This is a genomic window from Ammoniphilus soli (genome assembly GCF_040813775.1).
In genome coordinates, this window is the sequence record NZ_JBEGDL010000001.1 from 781,447 (window position 1) to 802,647 (window position 21,201).

Here is a 21,201-nt window from a genome sequence, read left to right on the forward strand (position 1 = left end):
CAAAAATCCTTGCTGAATATTATTTCGCACGAATCAAGTCCTTACAGTAGCTAGAGTGAATATGAAATGTAAAGTAAGCCTTGGGGCAGATTTCGTGAAGGACGTCACTCCTGGGCCTCCGCCCGAATAGGATATGTTGACATATCGGTGAGGAGGTTCCAATGTATCAAAATTATGGAGTACTTATGGATTTAAGGCTGTTGGATGAGATCGAATTTTGGAAAGAGCAGGAAGCGGAGCATACGGTTGTGATTCAGCAACTCGTACCCGACTTGGAGCCGCAGTTCGTGAATGCTTTGAAAGATTGGCAGGTCGCTTTTGCCGGTACGCAAGCAATGGGTGTTCGCTACACGGAAGCACTGGGTCAGACAGGTGGGATACCTACACCGTTCCTTCACCAGCAGATTATGAATTTGGTTCGACATTCTATTCAGCAAAGCAAGCAATTTATAAAGTTCTTAAACCAATTGCAGAGCCAGAGTGTTCCGGTTCGCAATAGTCCTGTGGTGAATGTCGTGATCAACCACATTCGCCGGGAATCGGAGTATTTCATTGGAACCTTGGGGAACATGGGCTATATGTAATAAGGGTTGGGAACAGGATAGAGGGTGTCTCAAAACAAGTGCCAGGCACTTTTGAGACACCCTCTCATTGCTGTACTATTTATAAGTTTTCTTCTCTCCACCAATCATAGCAAGTATTATGAAACAATAATGAGAGATCTTCTTCGTGGACCTCAAAAAATTCACCTAGTTCAAATTTGGCACCGCAGTAAGAACATTTACTTGATAAATGAGTATCGTTTACGTTTGGCATGACAATCCCCCTTTCACAAGTTACTCTTATTTTACCATTTTATGTAATCAATTGCATTAAGACTCGCATATGAAATTGACAGAATGTATAATATATGTTATTAAATTAAATGTTAGCACTCGCATGGATAGAGTGCTAAACTGAGATGATTAGTATTTATAAAGAGAAATCTTCATATATATTGAAAGGAGAACTATTCATGGAAAAGAAACAATTCCAAGCCGAATCCAAACGACTTTTAGAAATGATGATTAACTCCATTTATTCTCAACGAGAGATTTTCTTAAGGGAACTAATTTCTAACGCTAGCGATGCCATTGACAAAATCTACTATAAAGCTCTGACGGATGATTCATTAACCTTTGACCAAGACAGTTACTACATAAAAGTGACAGCTGACAAGGAAAATAGAATTCTTAAAATCTTCGATACGGGGATTGGGATGACGAAAGAAGAGCTTGAAAATAACCTTGGTGTCATTGCCAAGAGCGGATCCTTAGCTTTTAAAAAGGAAAATGAAATCAAAGATGGCCATGATATCATTGGGCAATTTGGTGTTGGGTTTTATTCTGCCTTTATGGTTGCGGACGAAGTCACTGTGGTCAGCAAGGCCTTAGGGAGCGAGCAAGCTTATAAGTGGCATTCCCAGGGAGCCGATGGTTACACGATCGAACCTTTTGAGAAGGATTCGGTCGGTACGGAGATCATGCTTAAGATTAAAGAAAATACAGAAGAAGAGAGCTATGATGAGTATTTAGAAGAATATCGCCTTAAGGGAATCATCAAAAAATATTCGGATTTCATTCGCTATCCAATCAAAATGGATGTAACCACGAGAAAGCTTAAAGAAGGCAGCGAGAATGAATTCGAAGAGGTTCAAGAAGAGCAAGTGGTTAACAGCATGGTTCCGATTTGGAGAAAAAATAAAAATGAGCTGACTCCAGAGGACTATGAGAACTTTTATGCGGAAAAGCATTACGGCTTCGACAAGCCTCTCAAGCATATCCATATCAGTGTCGATGGGGCTGTAAGATATAATGCCATTTTGTTTATCCCGGAGAAAATACCGTTTGATTACTATACAAAGGAATTTGAAAAGGGGCTCGAGCTTTACTCCAATGGCGTATTGATTATGGACAAATGCTCAGACCTGCTGCCGGACTATTATAGTTTTGTCAAAGGAATGGTCGATTCAGAAGATCTATCTCTCAATATCTCACGGGAGATTCTGCAGCATGACCGTCAATTGAAGCTGATTGCGAAAAACATCAAGAGCAAAATTACTGCCCAGCTGCAAAGCTTACTGAAAGATGATCGCGAGAAGTATGAGGAGTTCTACAAGTCCTTTGGCAGACAGCTGAAATATGGCGTTTACAGCGATTATGGAATGAATAAAGACACCTTGCAGGATTTGTTGATGTTCTACTCTTCCAAAGAGAAGAAAATGGTTACATTAGATGAATATGTTTCCAGAATGCCTGACGATCAAAAATACATTTATTACGCTTCCGGCGAAACAAATGAACGCATTGAAAAAATGCCGCAAACTGAGCTAGTGGCTGACAAAGGATACGAAATTTTGTACTTCACGGATGAAATTGATGAGTTTGCCATCAGAATGCTCATGTCCTATAAAGAGAAGGAATTCAAGTCCGTTTCCAGCGGGGATCTGGGTATTGAAGCAGATGAAACCCAAAATAATACAGAGACTGAACAAAAGGAAAATCAAGCGCTTTTTGACCTTATGAAAAAGGTGTTGGGAGACAAAGTCAAGGATGTCCGCGTATCCAAGCGCTTAAAGACCCATCCCGTATGCTTATCCACAGAAGGCGAAGTCTCTATTGAGATGGAAAAAATTCTTAAAGCGATGCCGAACAACCAAAATATCCAGGCGGATAAAGTGTTGGAGATTAATATCAATCATGAGGTGTTCAAGTCTTTGAAAGAGGCTTTTGAAAAAGACCAAGAGAAGCTCAACCTATATACTAACCTCTTGTACAATCAAGCGCTACTCATTGAAGGATTGCCGATTAATGATCCTGTAGAGTTTACGAATGATATTTGCAAGATTATGGTTTAGAAATATAACACTGTCTGAAATCAAAAACGACCCTTATCGATAAGGGTCGTTTTTGATTTCAGTTATCACTGTTTTTAGAAACCATAAAAGAAGCAATGTAATAGATGGGCTGCTCTCCCCACGCATCTTCTATTACGGTGATATTAAGCCATTCCGGATAGACTTCTCCGTCTTTGCGGCGGTCCCATATCCGGCCAATTTTTGGGAATATCCGACTAGACTGTTCAAAATATCTTCATGATTAGTTGAAAACACAATAGCTTGCACCAAGCAGAAAAATGCAGATAAAATAGGAAAAAAGGAGGTGGGGACGATGTGCGGCAGGTTTACCTTGACTGTAACCTTAGAAGAATTGATGTTGAGATTTGGCGTTGCAGAATGGGCAGGAACTATTTATCAGCCCCGATATAATATCGCTCCGATGCAAATGATTTTCGCGATCGTCAATGATGGAAAGAAAAATCGGCTAGGACAGCTGCGCTGGGGACTTGTACCTTCCTGGGCCAAGGATGAAAAGATGGCAGGCAAAATGATTAATGCAAGGTCGGAGACTATATTAGAAAAAGCTTCGTTTCAAAGCTTGATTCATAGAAAAAGATGCATCGTGCCAGCAGATTCCTTTTATGAATGGAAAGTGGCAAATGGCAAAAAGCATCCTATTCGCTTCATGGTGAGAGGAGAGGATATTTTTAGCTTAGCAGGACTTTATGATACATGGATCAATCCAGCCGATGGCCAAAAAGTCAGTACCTGTACCATAATCACGACATCACCCAACCCTTTGGTTGCCGACGTTCACAACAGGATGCCGGTCATACTGAAGAAGCAGGATGAAGCCAAATGGCTGGATAGAAGCAATACATCTATTGAAGAGCTAGTAAGTTTGCTGACTCCTTACCCGCAGGAAGGCATGTACGCTTATCCTGTTTCCCCTATTGTTGGGAATGTGAAAAACGATATACCGGATTGTATCGCTAAAGTTGATTAATTCGCTGCATTTGGCAAGAAAAATGGCCAACCGTAAAACGGCCTGACCAGGTGAATAAACGATATTATTTCGATCCTTCGTCTTCTAATTGTTCCTTGAGAATTTCCAGGAAGTGATCGGCTCTCTTTTTGTAATACACTTCTCCGAATTCCTGGTACAGCTTGATATTTTCATTATAAGAGTCCAAAAGTGAGTCAATCAATGTGTACTTCGTTGCCTCAAATTTGAATGTAGCCATACAATCGACCTGCCTTTGTTAGAGTTGTAGGTAAAACTATCATAAAGGAAGATAGCTTCAATATCAATCAGAATATTTAGTCAATTTATCGCAAATTTCGCGAAAATAATTGGATTGTTAGATTATCTGACATGTTGTAGATTATTCTGAAAAAGTAGGTGAGATAATCTAACGCATTATGATCCGTTTCTTTTCCTTTGGTATATATTAATTTCAAGAAATCAAATTAAACCCAAAAGGAAGTGGATAATGATGAGTTCCGAATTTGTACTTCACAGATCAGTTTCGTTTTCATTACTGGCGGAGATAGCGAATCAGTGTTCCGCTTTCCATTCAGAGATATATTTAGTCAAAGGTCACCGCAAAGTGGACGCAAAAGATATAGTTGATCTTGTTACTTTATCCTTGCATCCTTCCGATAGAATTGGATTGATTGTAGAAGGTTCGGATGCTCAAGTAGCGTCGGAAAAGGTGCTTGGTTTATTAAATTAAAAAATTAAATGAATTTAGAAAGAAGATGTTAAGGCGTGCCGATAGGTACGCTTTTTTCCTTTTAGACTAAATGAAACATGTGAAACTAATTATGTTTCAGCAGAAACGCTATAAAAGTAGTGGACTGAGAAAAAGAGTGATTTTTGACGGGATTTAAGTTGGCATGGAAATTGCTTGATAATAAAGCGAAGAGGTTACACAAACGAAAAGGAAGGGAGCATCAGGAGAAGACAGGGCATTCAGATTAAAATGCAAAGAGAATGAGAGGAGTGAATGAATTTGAACAATCAAGAAGTATTGAACAAAGTAGCGGGTGGCAGCTTTATTGTCGATCAAATTGACTATCGAAATGTGTTCACCCCGGAAGATTTTACGGATGAACATCGCATGATTGCAAGCACGGTGTCTGAATTTATAGAGCGGGAAATCACAGTTCTTGGCGAAGCCGGGAACGAATTAGATTACGAATTGATTTTGAAACTCTTAAAGAAAGCTGGCGATGTAGGACTTCTTGGTGCTTGTCTTCCCGAAGAATATGGCGGGTTAGGGCTGGATGGGATCCGTTTCGCCTTGATTAAAGAGAATTTTAGCGCTGGCGGGACTTCCATCGTCATGTCCATTAACGGACAGATTGGGATAGGTATGCTTCCGATTATATTCTTTGGAACAGAGCAGCAAAGGAAAAAATATTTACCCCAATTGCAAGCAGGTACATTGACGACGGCTTTTGCTCTGACCGAACCGCAGTCGGGAACAGATGCTTCTGGTATCAAGACGAGTGCGAAATTATCGGAAGATGGGAAGCACTATATTTTGAACGGAAGTAAGGTGTTTATTACGAACGCTGGTTTTGCGGATATATTTGTCGTATTCGCGAAAATCGATGGGGCCGATTTTACCGCTTTTATCGTAGAAAAAGGGCTGGAAGGTCTAAGTATCGGGCCGGAAGAGAAAAAGATGGGTCTTAAAGCTTCTTCTACTTGCTCGATGACTTTCGAAGATGTCAAAGTGCCGGTGGAGAATATGCTTGGCAAACCGGGTAAAGGTCATTTGTTTGCCTTTAATACGCTGAATTTTGGACGCCTTTCTGTAGGCGCTGGCTGTCTCGGAAATACGAAAGATGCGCTGGGATTATCCGTGAAGTATGCGAATCAACGAGTCCAATTCGGTCGTCCGATTTCTGCTTTCCCTTTAATTGGCAAGAAGATTGCAGATATGAATATCAAAGCATATGTCCTGGAAAGTATGGTCTACCGTACTGCGGATCTGTTTGATACGGGATTGAAGAAGTTGGATTTCAGTGATCCGAATGTAGGGGAAAATTCCGGAGCGGCGATAAGTGAATACAAGCTGGAATGCGGCATTAATAAGGTATTTGGTTCGGAAGTGCTGGATTTTGCGGCAGATGAAGGCGTGCAAATTCACGGCGGATACGGTTATATGCAGGAATATGAAATCGAAAGTATTTATCGTGATTCCCGAATCAAACGGATTTTCGAAGGAACCAATGAAATCAATCGGATGTTCTTAACGAAAACATTGATTAAACGCCTTGGTAAAGGACAATTTCCTGAATTGCAGGAAGCATTAGATCAGATCTCTATGGATGCAGCTCTTCCAAGCTTCGAAGGCGCCTTAGCCCAAGAAACGTATCTTTTAGAAGCAGCGAGAAAAATTTTCTGTTTTACCTTTGCGGCTGCGTTGAAAAAGTATGGAGCTAAATTGGAACACGAACAAGAAGCCAGCAGCGATTTAGCGGATATCCTCATTAATATTTATGCGATGGAAAGCGTTTTGCTGAGAACGAAAAAAATGATCGATCGAAATGGCGAAGCTGCAGCACAGAATGCAAAGGAGATGACCATCGCCTTCATTCATGAAGCCATGGATCAAATCGCTGGCTTTGCTAGAGAAGTATTTATTACGATCCAAACCGATGAAGAACTCGTCAATCAACTCGCACAATTAGATCAATTATCCCGCAGAGTGCCAGCCAATACGATTGAGTTGAAGCGTAAGATTGCAGAAAGAGTCATTAAAGCCGAAAAATATATTGTTTAATCTATTAAAAACATTTAGAGGAGGAATATAGAATGAAGCGTTTAGAAGGTAAAGTGGCGATTGTTACGGGTGCAGGAAAAGGAATTGGGGCAGCTACAGCCAAAAGACTAGCAGCAGATGGAGCTAAAGTGGCAATTGTTGATGTGACAGAGGAGTTTGGTTTGGAAACGGTTCAAGCGATTCAAGCTGCCGGGGGCGAAGCGATTGCTGTAGGATGCGATGTTTCGAAAGCTGAACAAGTAGCAGCAGCTGCTGATAAGGTATTTTCTCATTTTGGCAGCATTGATATTTTGGTCAATGTGGCTGGAGTGACCCGGGATAGTCTAGTGTTCAAAATGTCAGAGGAAGACTGGGATCTAGTCCTCGATGTTCATTTAAAAGGAACCTTTTTATTCAGCAAAGCCGTGACGAAATATATGGTGGAACAACGCTATGGAAAAATCGTTAATACGAGCAGTCTAGGTGCGGTAGGTAAGCGCGGACAGGCAAACTATGCTGCAGCTAAGGCCGGAATTCAAGCTTTGACTAGAACGCTGGCTATCGAATTCGGAGGGTTCAATATCAATGTAAACGCTGTGGCACCAGGCTTTATTGATACGGATATGACGAGAAAGACAGCTGAACGTCAAGGCTTGAATTTTGACGAAATCGTCAAGGGCGCTAGCCAAAAGATTCCGATGAAGAGAGTAGGACAACCGGAAGATGTAGCTAACGTGGTAGCGTTTTTAGTCAGTGATGAAGCAAGCTATGTAGCGGGCGAAATTATCGCGGTTGGCGGCGGCGATCGCTAAGAATCGACTGAAAGCGTGTCTATGAGTAATCAATAGTTTGGATAATAGAATGGAAAGGTAGGCTGAAGAGAATGATCGATCGGAATGCGATTGGCGTAAAAAGTGAAAAGCGAGTATTTGAAGTGGAGAAAGGTGCGATTCGCGCTTTTGCTCAGGCAATTGGTGACGATAATCCCATTCATTGGGATGAAGCATATGCGAAGGAGCAGGGCTATGCTAGCCTAGTGGCTCCTCCGACATTCCCGGCTACACTTAGGATGCCAAAGCCTGGCATCAACGTGGAACTTAGCCGCACGCTGCACGGAGAACAAGAGTTTGCGTACGAAAGACCTATCGTAGCAGGAGATGTCTTACATTGTGTAAGTGAACTAGTAGACATTTATGAACGCCCAGGAAAAGCAGCACCCATGACTTTCTTCATCCTCGAAACACGGGGAGAAGATTCGAATGGCAATCTAGTATTTACCTCAAAAACAACGGTCATTTATCGATAAATAGGAGGAGAGCAGATGAGTATGGAATGGAATGAACTAGAAGTAGGCCAAGATCTTGAGTTTGTTAAGCCTCCCATTGAGAAGGTACAGCTTGTTAAGTATGCAGGAGCTTCCGGGGATTTCAACTTGATTCATACGGATGATGAAACAGCCCGTAAGGTGGGTTTGCCAGGCGTTATCGCACACGGCATGATCAGCATGGGATTCCTAGGCCAATTTATGGAACAAATCGTAGGCAATCGAGGTTTTGTCAGCCGATTGCAGGTTCGTTTTGCTGGTATGGTGTTTCCACGAGATGTGGTGACCTGCCGTGCTAAAGTGACGGCGAAGGATGAAGAGAAGCGTACCGTTGAGCTTTCCGTATCAGCAGAAAGAGAACCGGGGAAGGCATCTACGGTCGGGAGTGCTACGATCAAGTTTTATGCTTAACCTTGTGTATGGACTCTATCTCTAGAAAGATATATTCTACTATAAAGGTGTGAAAAACGATGAAATCAGAACGTGTTGCAGCCATTGTTGGCGTTGCCGAATCGGATCTAGGCGAAGTGCCTGGCAAAAGCGTCCTGCAATTGCAAGCGCAAGCAGCCAAACGGGCTTTAGATGATGCAGGATTTACTAAAGATGATGTAGATGCTTTATTTACAACGGCAAGCTGGGCTCATTTTCCCCAGCTAATGCTAGCAGAATATCTGGGCATCCAACCGAGATATTCGGGTGGAACCAATATCGGGGGTTCTTCCTTTGAATCCCACGTGGCTCACGCGATGGCGGCGATACAAGCTGGACTTATTGATGTTGCTTTAATCACTTATGGCAGTACAAATCGCTCTAATCGAAATGCACCAGGTCAAGCTCAACTGACTTTAAAATATGAGGAGCCTTTTGGCTTTCCATCTCCGGTTGGTCACTATGCGATGGCAGCGATGAGACATATGCACCAGTATGGAACCACTTCCGAACAGCTGGCGGAAATTGCCGTTGCCACACGGAAATGGGCCATGTTAAATGAAAAAGCCTTCATGCGGAAACCGCTTACAGTTGAAGATGTATTGGCATCCCCGATGATTAGTGAACCGCTCCATTTGTTGGATTGCTGTTTGGTCACCGATGGTGGAGGAGCCGTTGTGGTTGCCTCAGCCAAGGCGGCCGCACGAGCTAAGAAACCACCTGTCTGGATCCTTGGACATGGGGAAATGACGACGCACAATTCGGTAACCCATATGCCGGATCTAACGGTAACCGGTGCCAAAGAAAGCGGACGCCGGGCGATGGAGATGGCTGGTATTACCCATGATGAAATCGATGTAGTCCAAGTATACGATTCCTTTACTATAACCGTTCTACTAACGTTAGAAGCTTTAGGATTCTGCAAACCGGGAGAAGGCGGGGATTTTGTCTGCGGTCAACGGACAGCACCCGGCGGTGCATTCCCGCTGAATACAAGCGGGGGCGGCCTTTCCTATTGTCATCCAGGGATGTTCGGAATTTTCCTCTTAATCGAAGCTGCGCGACAGCTTAGAGGAGAATGCGGAGAACGCCAAGTTAAGGATGCTAAAATTTCATTGGTAAACGGTACGGGCGGTACGCTTTCCTCTACATCTACTTTAATTTTAGGGAGGGACTAGGCATGACGATCAAGTTGTATCTCGATGACGATTCCAGACCATTTTGGGAAGGGGTAAAAGATCATAAATTGATGATTCAGCACTGTGAAGAATGTCAAAAATATATTTTCTATCCCCGAATCATTTGTCCCCATTGCTTTTCTGAACATGTAAAATGGGTGCAAGCCAGCGGGCAGGGACGCATTCATAGCTATACGGTGGTACATAAGGCTATGCCACCTTTTAAAGAACAAACCCCTTATGTTGTTGGGATTATCGAATTGAACGAAGGGGTTAGAATGGTGAGTCGAGTGATTGGGGATCGGGATAAAATCGCTATTGATCAACCCGTTTCCGTCGTATATGAAAAAATAGATGAGGAAGTCACATTGCCTTACTTTGAACTATCTGAATCGTAATGGAAAGGGGGAAACCTGTTGATGCTAGCTTCCTATGAAGGTGTGTCTGTAGCGCAGTTACTGGAGAAGGCGTATCAGTCTTCTCCGGAAAAAGAAGTGATCTTTGATGGGGTAAGGAGACTCACGTATCGTGACTTGCAAGCTGAAGCGGACAAGATCGCATCAGGATTAAGTCAACTGGGGGTCAAGCCAGGGGATCGCGTAGCTGTTAGTTTACCTGCCTGGTACGAGTTTATTGTAGCGGTTTTCGCGATTGCTAAGGTGGGAGCTATTCTCGTTCCTTTTAATACACGTTACCGGGAAGATGAAGCAGAGCATATATTACGTGACTCTGGGGCAAAGGTCGTATTTTTTCCCCGGGAGTACGATAAAGTAAACCATCTGGCTCAATTTGAATCCTTGAAAAATCGAGTGCCGTCCTTAGAGCACCTGATTACGGTGCGTTTTGAGCATGAAGGACTGACCAATTATCAGCAGCTGCAAGAAATGGGACGTCAAGGTCAATTGCCTGAAGTGAAGGTCAATGTTGAAGAAGATGTATTCGCTATCATTTATACGTCCGGTACAACGGGGAAACCCAAAGGCGCGATGTTAACCCATAGTAACCTCCTCTTTGTATCCGTAGAGAGCAACAGGGCCATTCGAATGCAGGAAGATGATGTATTCCTCCATGCCAGTCCTTATTTTCATATCATGGGATTGGCCGGTATCTTGCGACTTGTGGCGAGTCAGACGAAGGCTGTTATTTTGGAGTCCTTTAATGCGGAAAAAGCGCTCCAGTTGATTGATCAGGAAAAAATAACGATTCACTCTGGAGTTCCTACCATCTTCATTTTGGAAATGAACCATCCGAACTTCCGAAAATATGATGTGTCTTCCCTAAGAGTAGTCGTTATGGCCGGTGCACCTTGTCCTGTGGAAGTGATTCGCCGAATCAAGGCGGAAATGGGTGTCGAGGTTTTAATCAGCTATGGCATGACGGAAACCTCTCCCATCTTGACTTTTACGCGCTTTGACGATGATGACGTTACGTTATCGGAGACAGTGGGGAGAGCGATCAACGGCGTAAACCTGAAGATCGTCAATGATGTACGAGAAGAACTAGGCGTGGGTCTTGTTGGGGAATTGGCTTGCCAAAGTATCGGCTTGATGAAGGGATACTATAATCTGCCAGAGAAGACAAGGGAAGTTGTAGATCAGGGTCGGTGGTATTATACCGGTGACCTAGCCATCATGGATGAAAACGGATATGTCCGGATTGTTGGACGGAAGAAAGACATGATCATTCGCGGCGGTTATAATATTTACCCTAGCGAGATGGAGGAAGTCTTTTATACCCACCCTGCCGTAATGGAAGTTTCCATCATTGGCCTACCGGATACGGTACTGGGTGAGATCACATGCGCCGCGATTTTATTGAGACCTGAAAAAACGGCCACAGCAGAAGAGTTGAAGACTTTCATTAAGTCGCAAGTGGCAGATTATAAAGTCCCGGATCATATTGTAATCGTCGATGAGCTGCCGAAGACGCCTACAGGGAAAATCCAAAAGTTTGAATTAAAGGATTTGGTGATCAGCGAAAAAATGGTTGCCTTAAGATAAAAGACATACTGCACTTGGGAAAGGAACGAGAAGATGGATAAAATTGTCGAAGCCTTTAAAGAAATTTCGATCGCTGCCGTTTCAGATGCTTTGGACCGTTTAGGCATTCATGGTACATGCCTTGGCATTAACCCTGTCAATTATGGCTATCAGATGGTGGGACGTGCTTACACCGTGAAATATTTGCCTATTGCCCAAGATAAGGGGACAGTAGGCGATTATATCGATGAAGTGCCTCCAGGAAGTGTCGTTGTGTTGGATAATGCAGGAAGATTAGATTGCACGGTATGGGGAGACATCCTTACTTCAGTCGCCCATATGAAGGGCATTGCCGGAACCGTTGTCGACGGGGTGTGCCGTGACGTCGCATGCAGCTTGGATTTAAAATATCCTATTTTCAGTCGCGGCAAGTTCATGCGTACAGGAAAAGACCGGGTAGATGCGGTAGCCTATAATGTTCCGATTGCCGTTGGTGATGTCCAAGTTCGTCCGGGAGATATTCTTTACGGTTCGGATGATGGGGTACTCGTTGTTCCTAAAGAACGGGAAGCAGAAGTTCTCCGTGTGGCGCAAATGATCGAAGAAAAAGAGGAAGGCATTCGTAAAGAGGTACTCAAAGGAACGCCGTTGAAAGAAGCGAGAGAAAAATTCGGTTATCATCAGCTGCAAACGAGAGAAGCGTAACTTGCTTGAAAAATAAATGAAAGAGAGAGGGAGCCTATGTCTAGCGTGAAAACGGTGATTGAACGACCTTCTGCAGCATCCATTTTAAAGGCCTCTTCTTTTTCTTCCGCCACCTTGCATGAGGCGGCGGGAAAAAAGGGGGCTCTGCCTTCTGGCATTAAGCCGTTGTCCTCCAGTATGAAAGTATGCGGACCAGCCGTAACGGTGAGCTCGCCACCAATTGATAATATCATGCTCCACGAAGCGATTATCGCTGCTCAGCCTGGGGATGTGTTAATCGTTGAAGTTTCAGGTGTTTATGAAGCGGGATACTGGGGAGATATCATGACGAAGGCCGCCATGGAACGCCATATCGGCGGACTCATTATTGATGGCTGTGTGAGAGACGGCCTGGACATCATCGATATGGGCTTCCCTGTGTTTTCGCGCGGCTTATGCATCCAAGGAACAGGCAAAAAGGGCGGAGGGACCATCAATCAACCGATTCAGATTGGGGAAGTCCTCATTATGCCTGGAGACCTGATCATGGCTGATGCAGACGGTATTGTCGTCATTCCAAGAGCGGATGTGGACGAGGTGTTAGTGAATGCGCAAAAGCGGGAAGACGACGAAAAGCATATTAGTGAGGAATTGAAAACAGGAAAGACAACGATGGAGATCTATGGGTGGAAGTCTCAGTTGATTTGATACAATTTTTCATCAAATTTGCTAATGGTGGGAGCGTAGGGATACGTCTCCTGCCATTAAATTTTTAGATACAAAAACTATGGAGAAATCAATGAAAGCTCTAATCATCTATAACTATGGAGGTCCCGAAGAACTTATCATGCAGGAAGTCCCAATGCCTGAATTGGGTGAATTCGAAGTACTAATCGAAAATTATTAGAAGATGACCAAGCTTGTGAAATGAAGACCGAGGCTCTTAGGGCGATTCCTGATGCAACGGTTTTGGAACATCTCATGAAACATATGAAACAAGGTGAACTAAAAGCCATTATAACTGAGGTGTTACCTTTTGAAGAAAAAGCTCTTCAAGCCGCGAATGCTAAAATTGAAGCAAGGCATGGTAGGGGCAAGATGGTTGTCCAAATTAAAGAAGAACTGGATTAAGTGGAAATTCGCCAACTAAACCTCCAAATCATTAGCAAATTCTCTTTTTAGATGGAAAAATGGACCACTACTGGCGTTGAAACGGCCAAAATGATGGATCCCGAGCTGAATAAATGGAGCTTTTCCATCTATTTAGATTTTATTTTGTTTGATTTTGATTTTAGGTGGCGATTCTCACGTATTCAAGACAAGAATGAAAACCGGTAGAAGTAGGACCCATTAGGTGTTGAATAGCTAGCAGAAAAAAGGCTGATTCTCAAAAGGCCGGTTTTTCCAGCCTTTGAGACAGCCTCCTCTTTTTTATTCCCCTCTCATCTTCCTCCAAAGAGTAGTCCGGCTAATTCCAAGAATCTGTGCGGCCTTCTCTTTATTACCATTCGCCTCGATCAGAGCTTTCTCAATCAGCTCAGCTTCGGACAGAGCTTCTTCCTCGGGGTCCTCTATTGGCGAAGAAAGGGAAGACGTAGGGAAGAGCGCCAAATGTAACAAATCCCTTAGCGTCCCGCGTGTTAGCTTTTCTCCCTCGGAAAGGACAAGAAAACGTTCGGCTACATTCTCCAGCTCTCTCACATTTCCAGGCCAGTGGTAGGAGAGCAGCAGGTCGAGATCGATCTCTTCAACTTTTGCCGTCAACCGCTCATGGCTTTGAATAAAGTGCTTAAACAATAAAGGGATATCCTCTTTTCGTCGGCACAGAGGTGGGATAGAAAGCTGAAGCACACCAATCCGGAAATACAAATCTTCCCGGAAGCTTCCTTCCTTAATACACTTCAGCAAATCCTTGTTCGACGCGGCAACAATTCGCACATCGATCGGGATCACTTGATCACCGCCTATGCGCACGATTTCCTTTTCTTGAAGCACGCGCAGAAGCCGGGATTGCAGATGCAAGGGAAGCTCACTGATCTCGTCCAAAAAGATCGTTCCCTGGTGGGCCAATTCAAAGAGACCGACCTTCCCGCCTTTTCTGGCTCCCGTAAAAGATCCTTCCTCGTAGCCAAAGAGCTCACTGTCTATCAGGGTTTCTGGAAGCGCTGCACAGTTCACGGCCACAAACGGCTTCATATGGCGCGCACTCATCCGGTGGATACTTTGAGCAAAAAGCTCTTTGCCTGTTCCGGACTCTCCATGGATCAAGATGGAGGAGTTTGCCCGACTGAACTTTTTCGCTTGCCGAATGCTTTCCTGAAGAGCTGGGCTTGATCCGATAATATCATGAAACCCGTAATTGGCTACCATGGGCTTTTGCGTGATTTTCTTTCGGATCTTTTGTTCAATTTCTTGCAGGTTGGCCACGTCGTCCAATGCCAATATGTGTCCCATGGTTACCCCATGCGTGTGGACCGGCACCACATCGACGGCGAGTTTCCTATGATTGTGCTCAAAAATCAAATTGTATTGGGGTTCGTTTCCTAATAGGGTAGGATTCGCTGCTACGAGACTGGGTATTAATTCGTGTAAAGGCTTTCCAATCGCTTGTTTGCTTTTAAGCCCAAGAAGCTGCTCTGTTGTCTTGCTTATGATTTTTACCTTGGACCTTGTGTCTAAAGAAATAACCCCACTGCGATTCATGTCGACAATGGTTTTGAATTGGGCAAATTTCTCGATCTCTGTTCGATAGGTCTTTAGGATATTATAAGCGAATTGAAAGGCACTAATCATGGAGTTCTGGGTGTAGTAACAGTGGCCCCTCATTCCATATTGGGGAGCTGCTTCACAGATCCAGCTTCCCCCTACGACATCCGTAATCCCTTCCTCTTGCAAGCTTTCCAAAATAGCGGAAGCTTCCTCAAAGTCTTGGAACTGAATTTGACGAATACGTACATTGAGGAGGCTTGCGATTTTCTCAATACTGTCTAACCCCTCACGGAAGTTCAACACAACGATTTCTTTGGAGCCGATTTGGCTTATGATCTCAAGTAAATCAAAACCAGTTACTTTAATTTGAACAACAAAGTTCGAAATAATCTTCCTCAGGTAAGATGCACTGCGGTCCCCGCAAATAACAATGGTTCCAGTCTCAAAAAAGGATTGTAAGTTCTGAACGGAGTCAGGAGCAGTGAGGAACTGGAGGGGCATTTCCGTAATTTCATATTCTACCCAGGGTGGGAGGTCTATGAGAGCCTGCTTGGCCAGATTGGAAAAGGATCGATAACCAACAATCACGATTTTTGGATTCATGCTATTTAACCTCCACGGATTTCTACATAAACTGACTTAATTATACATTAATTCTAAACACTTTGAAACAAATGAAACTTAATTTGTTTCAGCCGAAACAAATAACTTGCAATCGAGATGAGGAAATGTGGATTTTTAAAGGTTTTATTGTTGGCACAGAAATTGCTTTATTAAAGAGTGAAAGGAGGGAATGAAAAGATGCAACCACTTACAGGGGTAAAGGTAATAGATATCTCCCATGTGCTGGCTGGTCCCTATTGCACCATGGCTTTGGGGGATATGGGGGCAGACGTAATCAAGGTCGAACAATACCCCAACGGAGACTTGATCAGAGAAACGGGACCTTATCGAAACGGGGTCAGTTATAGCTTTACCATGATCAACCGGAACAAGCGAGGGTTAAGATTAAATCTGACTACTGAAAAAGGAAGAGAAATCCTTTATCGCTTAGTAGCAACAGCTGATGTATTTGTAGAGAATTTCCGACCAGGCGTAACCAAAAAGCTTGGAATTGACTATGAAACATTGAAACAAATCAATCCGAAGTTGATTTATTGTTCCGTCTCCGGGTACGGCCAAACGGGTCCGCATAGTCAAAAAGGCGGGCTAGATATTATGGCTCAGGGAATGTCAGGGATCATGAGCATGACTGGAGAAAAGGATGGGCGGCCTGTTAAAGTAGGCATTCCCATTCATGACGTAGGGGCAGGGATTACAGCCCTTTACCATATCCTCTTCGCCTACATACACCGGATGAAGACGGGAGAGGGACAGTACATTGATGTCTCACTGGTCGATTCTGGTTTGGCTTGGACAGTCTGGGAAGCTGCCGCCTATTTTGGCGAAGGGGAAGTTCCTTCACCCAATGGTTCGCGACATCGAAGAATTGCGCCTTATCAAGGCTATCGCACCAAAACAGGGTACGTCCTGGTAGGAGTAGTGAATCAGAAATTATGGGAGCGATTCTGCAAGAATGTAGCGGAAAGAGAAGAGTGGATCTCGGATCCGCGATTTAGAACAGGAAACGATCGGATAGCTCATGTGGAAGAGTTGGAACAGTGCATTGAGTCGGTCTTTATGGAACAGCCTTCCGAATTCTGGCTAGAACGTTTAGAGGCACAGGGAATCCCCTGTGGACCGATTCATACCTACGATGAGGTGATGAAGCATGAGCAAATCCACCATCGCGAAATGATACTTGAGTATGAGCATCCTGTAGCCGGAACGTTGAAGACGCTCGGCTTCCCGGCAAAAATGTCGAGAACTCCAGCACAATTCAGACTCCCGGCACCGATGTTAGGAGAGCACAGCGAATCCATATTGAAGCAACTTAACTACTCGGAAGAAGAGATCCGCGCTTTCAAACAAGAAGATATTATCTAAAAGCATCGAGACAAACATGGTATGGGAGAGAATGGGAAATGGAAAAGGACTACTTGTTTGTTGAAAAAGATGGACCCATTGCCACACTGATTTTTAACCGCCCCGAAAAAAGAAATGCCTTCAACTTTGATATGTGGGCAGCCATTCCTGGCATTTTAAAAGACTTAGAACAAGATGATGCAACGAAAATGCTAGTTCTTAGAGGTATTGATGATACCGCTTTCGTTGCCGGTGCCGATATCAGCGAATTTACGACACTGCGTTCAACAGAAGAAGGGGAACGGATCTACAATGAAGCGGTTATCAAGGCAGAAGCTGCTTTAGCCAACTTCCCAAAACCAACGATTGCAATGATCCAAAAATATTGTATCGGCGGCGGATGCATACTGGCTCTAGCCTGCGATATGAGGTTTAGCTCCAATACGGGAATCTTTGGGATCACACCAGCGAAATTAGGTATTATTTATACTTTTTCAGGAACTAAAAACCTGGTTGATCTCGTTGGTCCTGCAAGGGCAAAGGATATCTTGTTTTCGGGACGGGAAGTCAGCGCACAAGAAGCTTATGATTACGGTTTAATCGATCGCGTGTATTCCAGTGAAGAGATCCTCAATCAGACTTATGGCTATGCGCAATTGCTTACCAAACGAGCCCAAAAAACGATTAAAGGCGCAAAGAAAATCATTGGAGAAATCCTAAACGGCTCCACGGTGGAAACCGAAGAAATCGCTCAGTTAGTGGCTAGCTCCTTTGCATCAGCTGACTATAAAGAAGGGGTTCGGGCCTTTTTAGAAAAGCGCTCCCCTAACTTTATCGAAATATAAGTTGTTAACTAAAATTCTGCCAATAGAAAGGAAGTTATCATAATGATCATCGACATTCACGGCCATACCGTTGCTCCACCTGAAGTTTACGAATTCCAATCCCGTTTGCTAGGCAGCAGAGGTTACCCCTTTGATAAATTCCCGCAAATCAGTGATGAGAAAATCGGAAAGCATTTAGAGAAGGTCATTAACCTTCTTGATAGTGTCGGTACAGACTTGCAGTTGATTTCTCCTCGCCCCTATCTTGCTATGCATTCGATTCAACCGGCAGGAGTGGTTCACAAGTGGACGGAGTTTGTGAACAACGTGATTGCCCAGCAAGTGAAACTGCATCCTACTCGTTTTCGTGGAGTAGCGGGTTTGCCGCAATCTCCAGGAGCCGATATTCGCGATTGCATCCCTGAATTGAAACGTGCCATTAAGGAGTTAGGTTTCGTAGGGGCGCAGCTGAACCCGGATCCAATGGAAGGCGGATATCCTGAACCTCCTGGACTCGGCAGCGAATACTGGTATCCGCTTTACGAAGCATTAGTGGAGCTTGATGTTCCTGTACTGATTCACTCCGCTGCTTGCTGCTCTCCAAGGGAGTCGTACACGCTGCACTTTATCAACGAAGAAAGCATTGCCATTATGTCTTTGCTAGATTCGAATGTTTTCAATGATTTTCCAACCTTGAAGGTCGTGGTATCCCATACAGGAGGAGCAATTCCGTTTCACATGGGCCGATTCCGCGCTTGGCGTCACCGTTCCGGGGGAGAAGATTTTGATGTAGCGATCAAGAAGCTTTATTTCGATACGGTGAACTATTCAAAAGAAGCCCTGGAGCTAGCTTTCAAAGTGCTTGGAACAGATAACCTGCTGTTTGGTACGGAAAATCCAGGTACAGGTTCGGTGATGAATCCTCTTACAGGAAGAACGTTCGATGATTTGAAGCCGATCATTGACAGCATCGAATTCTTAACGGATGAAGACCGCAAAAAAGTGTATGAAGATAATGCTAAAAAATTATATAAACTCAATCTTTAATAAACACTAAATTCCTAATATTGGAGGTAGAAGGTATGGCTAAGATTGTGCTTGGTATGGGTGTATCCCATAGTCCGCAGTTAAGCACCCCGGCGGAAACATGGGCCCAGCATGGTGAAAGAGATCGGAATAATCCGGAAATTGATTTTGATAGACTAGCAAGTAATGCGCCTGAATGGTTAAAGGACCACCTAACGCCGGAAGTATGGCAGAAGAAGTATGATGCTTGCGAAACGGCGATTCTTGAGTTGGGCCGCGTACTGGAGGAAGTTTCACCGGACATTTTAGTGGTCATCGGGGACGATCAGAAGGAATTGTTCTTGCGAGATAACATGCCGGCCTTCTCTGTCTTCTGGGGAAAGGAAATCTATGATCTCCCGCAGGATCCCGAAAAACTTCCGCCGTCCATCCGTCCTGCGTTGTGGGCAAGGCATGGTGAAGAGGTCGAAGCTTATCCGACCGAAGCTAGTTTAGGCCGCCACATTATCGAAAGCTTAATTCATCAGGAGTTTGACGTTTCCCAGTTTTCCGAACAGCCGGAAGGCCGTTCCATTGGGCATGCGCACACCTTTATCCGTCGCAGGCTATTGAAAGATAAGCCCATGATTCAAATGGTTCCAGTTATGATTAATACGTTCTTTGCTCCCAATGTGCCAAGTCCGAAGCGATGCTATGAGTTTGGCCAGGCGATTCGCAAGGCGATCGATTCTTGGGATAGCGATAAGACCGTCGCGGTAATCGCTTCGGGAGGGTTAACCCACTTCGAAATTGATGAAGAGTTAGATAAGAGAATTTTAAACGCACTTAAAAATGAAGATAAAGAGTCGTTAATCACCATACCAAGAGAGAGATTTGTTTCCGGGACCTCCGAGATTCTCAATTGGATTGCTACTGCAGGGGTTTTGCAAGGAGCAGGCCTGAATATGCAAGTTGTTGATTATGTACCTACCTATCGCTCGATGGCAGGTACGGGGTGCGGCATGGGATTTGTCTATTGGAAATAGCAGTTGGGGATGGATTGAATTTTTGAACTATAAAAAAATGGGGAGGAATTAGGAATGTTAAGTAAAGAGAATAATGCACTACTGACACAAGTGACAGGAGACGCTCCGATGGGGAAGTATATGCGTCAATTTTGGGTGCCGGCTGTACGTTCGGCTCGCCTAGAGGCTGATGGGGAACCCATTCGAGTCCGATTATTCGGCAAAAATTATGTGGCTTTCCGAGGGACAGATGGACAGGCCGGTTTCTTTGATGAAGCTTGTCCGCACCGTCGCGCTTCGTTAACTTTAGCTCGGAATGAAGACAATGCGCTGACTTGCTTATACCATGGATGGAAGTTCCATGTTACGGGAAAGGTCGTCGACGTTCCAACTGAGCCTGCAGATAAGGCGGCTGCCTTTTGCAGTAAAGTTCCTTTAAAAAGCTATCCGCTTCGTGAAGCTGGCGGTATTGCCTGGGTATGGCTCGGTGGAGGGGAACCTGGACAATTTCCGGAATTTGAATTCAATAGTTTGCCAGAATCCAATCTATTAATTCGTATCGCGGAAATTGATTGCAATTGGCTCCAAGTACTGGAGGGTACACTAGATTCGGCTCACGTTTCGGTGCTTCACAGTACGTGGACGAAAAAGGTAGGGGCGTCGGTTTCGAAGACACAATATGACGCTGCACCGCGTTATGAAGTTGATCCTCAGCCTTATGGATACCGAGCGGGAGCACTTCGCAATATGCCGGATGGATCTAAATATGTGAGGATTTCTGAATATGTTCAGCCGTGGTATTCTTTTATCCCTAAATCTCCTGAGGAAAATCATGTTGCGGCCTTTGTCATCCCAGTAGATGATGAACATTGTGTTCAGTGGTTTGTGTTTTACAACCATGAGCGTGCATTAACCTTTGAAGACATCGCGATTACAGAAAAGCAGTTTGGTATTGATCCGAACCTTTCTCCGGATAACTTCTATGAAGGCAACCGCGACGGACGTTGGAAACAAGATCGGACGAAAATGAAAGAAAATTTCACAGGCATGTATGGTGTACTCGTTGAGGACTATGTGATAGCAGAAAGCATGGGACCGATCTCGGATCGCTCACAAGAATATCTCGGATCCAGCGATTCCTTCATCACAAAGATTCGTTGGCATCTATTAAGCGCAGTGCGTGATATTGAACAAGGTAAAGTTCCTCAGGGTCTTGACCAAGAAATTGATTACCCAAGCATCCGCTCAACCAATGCCGTTCTTCCGGCGGATACCGACTGGCGACTTGCCCCTAAATATTAATACAGGATACGAGGAACATGCGAGGAGGGGGGTGGGACAGTAGAAATACCAGGGTAACTCCGGTTATGTCATCCATCCAATCTGCATAGGTAGATGGATGATATGACGGAAAAGCTAATTTCG

The 21,201-nt window shown here is 44.2% G+C and carries 22 protein-coding genes; 20 read left to right on the top strand and 2 right to left on the bottom strand.

Going from position 1 to position 21,201, the window contains the following annotated elements; genetic code table 11:
* The first annotated feature begins 161 nt into the window (after nt 1–161).
* The 3 genes from ABLT31_RS04340 (at nt 162) to ABLT31_RS04350 (ending at nt 3,884) form a co-directional block, all read left to right on the top strand.
* A complete protein-coding gene (locus ABLT31_RS04340) occupies nt 162–584 on the top strand; it encodes a DUF2935 domain-containing protein (RefSeq protein WP_367749262.1) in 423 nt (140 codons plus the stop codon).
* Between the two features lie 431 nt (nt 585–1,015).
* On the top strand, nt 1,016–2,896 hold the full coding sequence (gene htpG / locus ABLT31_RS04345; protein ID WP_367749263.1) for a molecular chaperone HtpG: 1,881 nt from the start codon (nt 1,016–1,018) through the stop codon (nt 2,894–2,896).
* A 313-nt stretch (nt 2,897–3,209) separates the two neighbouring features.
* Nucleotides 3,210–3,884 (top strand): SOS response-associated peptidase, encoded by a 675-nt coding sequence (locus ABLT31_RS04350; RefSeq protein WP_367749264.1) that lies wholly within the window; start codon nt 3,210–3,212, stop codon nt 3,882–3,884.
* Nucleotides 3,885–3,948: 64 nt separating this feature from the next.
* Here ABLT31_RS04350 and ABLT31_RS04355 read toward each other — a convergent pair whose 3' ends face one another.
* Nucleotides 3,949–4,122, bottom strand: a complete 174-nt coding sequence (locus ABLT31_RS04355) for a hypothetical protein (RefSeq protein WP_367749265.1) — start codon at nt 4,120–4,122, stop codon at nt 3,949–3,951.
* A 249-nt stretch (nt 4,123–4,371) separates the two neighbouring features.
* Here ABLT31_RS04355 and ABLT31_RS04360 point away from each other — a divergent pair, with 249 nt between their 5' ends.
* The 12 genes from ABLT31_RS04360 (at nt 4,372) to ABLT31_RS04415 (ending at nt 13,586) form a co-directional block, all read left to right on the top strand.
* Entirely contained in the window at nt 4,372–4,614 is a 243-nt protein-coding gene (locus ABLT31_RS04360) for an HPr family phosphocarrier protein (RefSeq protein ID WP_367749266.1), read from the top strand.
* Between the two features lie 279 nt (nt 4,615–4,893).
* A complete protein-coding gene (locus ABLT31_RS04365) occupies nt 4,894–6,675 on the top strand; it encodes an acyl-CoA dehydrogenase family protein (protein ID WP_367749267.1) in 1,782 nt (593 codons plus the stop codon).
* 32 nt (nt 6,676–6,707) lie between these two features.
* Nucleotides 6,708–7,466 (top strand): 3-oxoacyl-ACP reductase FabG, encoded by a 759-nt coding sequence (fabG, locus tag ABLT31_RS04370; protein ID WP_367749268.1) that lies wholly within the window; start codon nt 6,708–6,710, stop codon nt 7,464–7,466.
* Nucleotides 7,467–7,537: 71 nt separating this feature from the next.
* Nucleotides 7,538–7,960, top strand: a complete 423-nt coding sequence (locus ABLT31_RS04375) for a MaoC family dehydratase N-terminal domain-containing protein (protein WP_367749269.1) — start codon at nt 7,538–7,540, stop codon at nt 7,958–7,960.
* A 15-nt stretch (nt 7,961–7,975) separates the two neighbouring features.
* Nucleotides 7,976–8,389 carry a MaoC/PaaZ C-terminal domain-containing protein gene (locus tag ABLT31_RS04380; protein ID WP_367749270.1) on the top strand — a complete coding sequence of 138 codons (414 nt, stop codon included), beginning with the start codon at nt 7,976–7,978 and terminating at the stop codon, nt 8,387–8,389.
* 59 nt (nt 8,390–8,448) lie between these two features.
* Nucleotides 8,449–9,585 (top strand): acetyl-CoA acetyltransferase, encoded by a 1,137-nt coding sequence (locus tag ABLT31_RS04385; RefSeq protein ID WP_367749271.1) that lies wholly within the window; start codon nt 8,449–8,451, stop codon nt 9,583–9,585.
* Nucleotides 9,586–9,587: 2 nt separating this feature from the next.
* On the top strand, nt 9,588–9,983 hold the full coding sequence (locus ABLT31_RS04390; RefSeq protein WP_367749272.1) for a Zn-ribbon domain-containing OB-fold protein: 396 nt from the start codon (nt 9,588–9,590) through the stop codon (nt 9,981–9,983).
* A 21-nt stretch (nt 9,984–10,004) separates the two neighbouring features.
* Entirely contained in the window at nt 10,005–11,585 is a 1,581-nt protein-coding gene (locus tag ABLT31_RS04395; RefSeq protein WP_367749354.1) for a class I adenylate-forming enzyme family protein, read from the top strand.
* A 33-nt stretch (nt 11,586–11,618) separates the two neighbouring features.
* The gene (locus ABLT31_RS04400) at nt 11,619–12,269 is read left to right on the top strand and encodes an RraA family protein (protein WP_367749273.1); all 651 of its coding nucleotides are present in this window, start codon (nt 11,619–11,621) and stop codon (nt 12,267–12,269) included.
* A 36-nt stretch (nt 12,270–12,305) separates the two neighbouring features.
* Complete coding sequence (locus tag ABLT31_RS04405; RefSeq protein WP_367749274.1) at nt 12,306–12,956, top strand: 4-carboxy-4-hydroxy-2-oxoadipate aldolase/oxaloacetate decarboxylase; 651 nt, start codon at nt 12,306–12,308, stop codon at nt 12,954–12,956.
* A 219-nt stretch (nt 12,957–13,175) separates the two neighbouring features.
* Nucleotides 13,176–13,379: a zinc-binding dehydrogenase gene (locus ABLT31_RS04410; protein ID WP_367749275.1), complete on the top strand. Its 204-nt coding sequence runs from the start codon at nt 13,176–13,178 to the stop codon at nt 13,377–13,379.
* 51 nt (nt 13,380–13,430) lie between these two features.
* The gene (locus ABLT31_RS04415) at nt 13,431–13,586 is read left to right on the top strand and encodes a hypothetical protein (protein ID WP_367749276.1); all 156 of its coding nucleotides are present in this window, start codon (nt 13,431–13,433) and stop codon (nt 13,584–13,586) included.
* Nucleotides 13,587–13,679: 93 nt separating this feature from the next.
* Here the strand turns inward: ABLT31_RS04415 and ABLT31_RS04420 are convergent, their stop codons facing one another.
* Nucleotides 13,680–15,560 (bottom strand): sigma 54-interacting transcriptional regulator, encoded by a 1,881-nt coding sequence (locus tag ABLT31_RS04420; protein ID WP_367749277.1) that lies wholly within the window; start codon nt 15,558–15,560, stop codon nt 13,680–13,682.
* 198 nt (nt 15,561–15,758) lie between these two features.
* On the opposite strand from ABLT31_RS04420, the gene ABLT31_RS04425 reads away from it, so the two are divergent.
* The 5 genes from ABLT31_RS04425 to ABLT31_RS04445 are packed head-to-tail and all read left to right on the top strand — an operon-like array spanning nt 15,759 to nt 21,078.
* A complete protein-coding gene (locus ABLT31_RS04425; protein WP_367749278.1) occupies nt 15,759–16,943 on the top strand; it encodes a CaiB/BaiF CoA transferase family protein in 1,185 nt (394 codons plus the stop codon).
* Nucleotides 16,944–16,981: 38 nt separating this feature from the next.
* Nucleotides 16,982–17,767 (top strand): enoyl-CoA hydratase-related protein, encoded by a 786-nt coding sequence (locus tag ABLT31_RS04430; protein WP_367749279.1) that lies wholly within the window; start codon nt 16,982–16,984, stop codon nt 17,765–17,767.
* 42 nt (nt 17,768–17,809) lie between these two features.
* A complete protein-coding gene (locus ABLT31_RS04435) occupies nt 17,810–18,793 on the top strand; it encodes an amidohydrolase family protein (RefSeq protein WP_367749280.1) in 984 nt (327 codons plus the stop codon).
* Between the two features lie 35 nt (nt 18,794–18,828).
* Entirely contained in the window at nt 18,829–19,797 is a 969-nt protein-coding gene (locus ABLT31_RS04440) for a DODA-type extradiol aromatic ring-opening family dioxygenase (protein ID WP_367749281.1), read from the top strand.
* Nucleotides 19,798–19,851: 54 nt separating this feature from the next.
* On the top strand, nt 19,852–21,078 hold the full coding sequence (locus ABLT31_RS04445) for a Rieske 2Fe-2S domain-containing protein (protein WP_367749282.1): 1,227 nt from the start codon (nt 19,852–19,854) through the stop codon (nt 21,076–21,078).
* Nucleotides 21,079–21,201 lie beyond the last annotated feature (123 nt).

Excerpts from the sequence above, each read along its gene's own strand:
- ABLT31_RS04340 (WP_367749262.1), top strand. The coding sequence starts at position 162 with ATGTATCAAAATTATGGAGTACTTATGGATTTAAGGCTGTTGGATGAG.
- htpG (WP_367749263.1), top strand. The coding sequence starts at position 1,016 with ATGGAAAAGAAACAATTCCAAGCCGAATCCAAACGACTTTTAGAAATG.
- ABLT31_RS04350 (WP_367749264.1), top strand. The coding sequence starts at position 3,210 with ATGTGCGGCAGGTTTACCTTGACTGTAACCTTAGAAGAATTGATGTTG.
- ABLT31_RS04355 (WP_367749265.1), bottom strand. The coding sequence starts at position 4,122 with ATGGCTACATTCAAATTTGAGGCAACGAAGTACACATTGATTGACTCA.
- ABLT31_RS04360 (WP_367749266.1), top strand. The coding sequence starts at position 4,372 with ATGATGAGTTCCGAATTTGTACTTCACAGATCAGTTTCGTTTTCATTA.
- fabG (WP_367749268.1), top strand. The coding sequence starts at position 6,708 with ATGAAGCGTTTAGAAGGTAAAGTGGCGATTGTTACGGGTGCAGGAAAA.
- ABLT31_RS04375 (WP_367749269.1), top strand. The coding sequence starts at position 7,538 with ATGATCGATCGGAATGCGATTGGCGTAAAAAGTGAAAAGCGAGTATTT.
- ABLT31_RS04380 (WP_367749270.1), top strand. The coding sequence starts at position 7,976 with ATGAGTATGGAATGGAATGAACTAGAAGTAGGCCAAGATCTTGAGTTT.
- ABLT31_RS04385 (WP_367749271.1), top strand. The coding sequence starts at position 8,449 with ATGAAATCAGAACGTGTTGCAGCCATTGTTGGCGTTGCCGAATCGGAT.
- ABLT31_RS04390 (WP_367749272.1), top strand. The coding sequence starts at position 9,588 with ATGACGATCAAGTTGTATCTCGATGACGATTCCAGACCATTTTGGGAA.
- ABLT31_RS04395 (WP_367749354.1), top strand. The coding sequence starts at position 10,005 with ATGCTAGCTTCCTATGAAGGTGTGTCTGTAGCGCAGTTACTGGAGAAG.
- ABLT31_RS04400 (WP_367749273.1), top strand. The coding sequence starts at position 11,619 with ATGGATAAAATTGTCGAAGCCTTTAAAGAAATTTCGATCGCTGCCGTT.
- ABLT31_RS04405 (WP_367749274.1), top strand. The coding sequence starts at position 12,306 with ATGTCTAGCGTGAAAACGGTGATTGAACGACCTTCTGCAGCATCCATT.
- ABLT31_RS04410 (WP_367749275.1), top strand. The coding sequence starts at position 13,176 with ATGAAGACCGAGGCTCTTAGGGCGATTCCTGATGCAACGGTTTTGGAA.
- ABLT31_RS04415 (WP_367749276.1), top strand. The coding sequence starts at position 13,431 with ATGGAAAAATGGACCACTACTGGCGTTGAAACGGCCAAAATGATGGAT.
- ABLT31_RS04420 (WP_367749277.1), bottom strand. The coding sequence starts at position 15,560 with ATGAATCCAAAAATCGTGATTGTTGGTTATCGATCCTTTTCCAATCTG.
- ABLT31_RS04425 (WP_367749278.1), top strand. The coding sequence starts at position 15,759 with ATGCAACCACTTACAGGGGTAAAGGTAATAGATATCTCCCATGTGCTG.
- ABLT31_RS04430 (WP_367749279.1), top strand. The coding sequence starts at position 16,982 with ATGGAAAAGGACTACTTGTTTGTTGAAAAAGATGGACCCATTGCCACA.
- ABLT31_RS04435 (WP_367749280.1), top strand. The coding sequence starts at position 17,810 with ATGATCATCGACATTCACGGCCATACCGTTGCTCCACCTGAAGTTTAC.
- ABLT31_RS04440 (WP_367749281.1), top strand. The coding sequence starts at position 18,829 with ATGGCTAAGATTGTGCTTGGTATGGGTGTATCCCATAGTCCGCAGTTA.
- ABLT31_RS04445 (WP_367749282.1), top strand. The coding sequence starts at position 19,852 with ATGTTAAGTAAAGAGAATAATGCACTACTGACACAAGTGACAGGAGAC.